At 66.3% G+C, this 1,221-nt stretch carries 2 protein-coding genes; both read left to right on the forward strand.

Annotated features, from left to right (window positions below; all coding sequences use genetic code 11):
• A partial coding sequence (locus tag D3H34_RS32810; RefSeq protein WP_147400604.1) for a glutathione S-transferase family protein occupies positions 1-519 on the forward strand: 519 nt, incomplete at its 5' end.
• An 82-nt stretch (positions 520-601) separates the two neighbouring features.
• Positions 602-1,221, forward strand: a 620-nt coding sequence (locus tag D3H34_RS32815) for an NAD(P)-dependent oxidoreductase (RefSeq protein WP_119558882.1), incomplete at its 3' end; no start/stop codon positions are given.

A 1,221-nucleotide genomic window follows, 5' to 3' on the forward strand; every position in this document is an offset into this window, starting at 1 on the left:
CGCGTGGACTTTGCCAGCGCGCAGCAGCGCTCGTCCGACTACCTCGCAGTCAACCCCAAGGGGCGCGTGCCCGCACTCGTGACGGCAGAAGGCGTGCTCACCGAAACGCCAGCGCTGCTGGCCTATGTGGCGCAGACATGCCCTGCGGCGCAGCTTGCACCGACAACGCCCTTCGGCCTGGCGCGCATGCAGGAACTCAACAGCTACCTGGCCTCGACAGTGCACGTGGCCCATGCGCACCGCCTGCGAGCCAGCCGCTGGGCCGACGATCCCGAGGCCATCGCGGCAATGCAGCGCAAGGTCAGCGCCAACATGAGCGACTGTTTCGCCTATCTGGAGACGCATTACCTGCAGGGCAACTGGGCGCTCGGAGAACAGTTCACGGTCAGCGATGCCTACCTGTTCACCGTGGCCAGCTGGCTCAGGAACGATGGCGTGGACATCGCGCAGTTTCCGCGCACGCAGGCACACCAGCAGCGCATGCTGGCCCGGCCCGCCGTGCAACGCGCCATGGCCTGAGCCCTGCGGCAACGCCTGCGCCAGCCCGCTGATTCACGTTCTGCCGCGGCCGCCCGCGGCACAGACCATCGCCAGGACCGACATGAAGATTGCATTTCTTGACCGCGCTACGCTCTCCCCGCAGACCACGCTGCGGCGCCCCTGCTTCGCGCACGAACTCGTCTGCCATGACAACACCGCGCCGGGTGAAGTCGCGCAGCGGATTGCCGACGCCGACATCGTCATCACGAACAAGGTGAAGCTCGGCGCCGAAGCACTGCAACACGCTTCCAAGCTCAAGCTCGTCGCCGTGGCCGCCACGGGAACGGACAACATCGACCTGAACGCCTGCGCGCAGCGTGGCATCACGGTCAGCAACATACGGAACTACGCCGGCAACACCGTGCCGGAACACACCTTCGCCCTGATGTTTGCGCTGCGCCGCAGCATCTGCGCCTACCGGGAATCGGTCAAGGCCGGCAGGTGGCAGGAGTCCGGGCAGTTCTGCTTCTTCGACCATCCCATCCGCGACCTTGCGGGCTCGACGCTGGGCATCATCGGGGACGGCGCGCTGGGCAATGCCGTGGCCACCATCGGACGTGCGCTCGGCATGCAGGTGCTGTTCTCGGCGTTCAAGGGGCGAGACAACATGGGAAACCTGTACACCCCGTTTGCCGAAGTGCTGGCGCGCTCCGACATCATCACGCTGCACTGCCCGCTGAC

The sequence above is a fragment of the Acidovorax cavernicola genome, assembly GCF_003581445.1.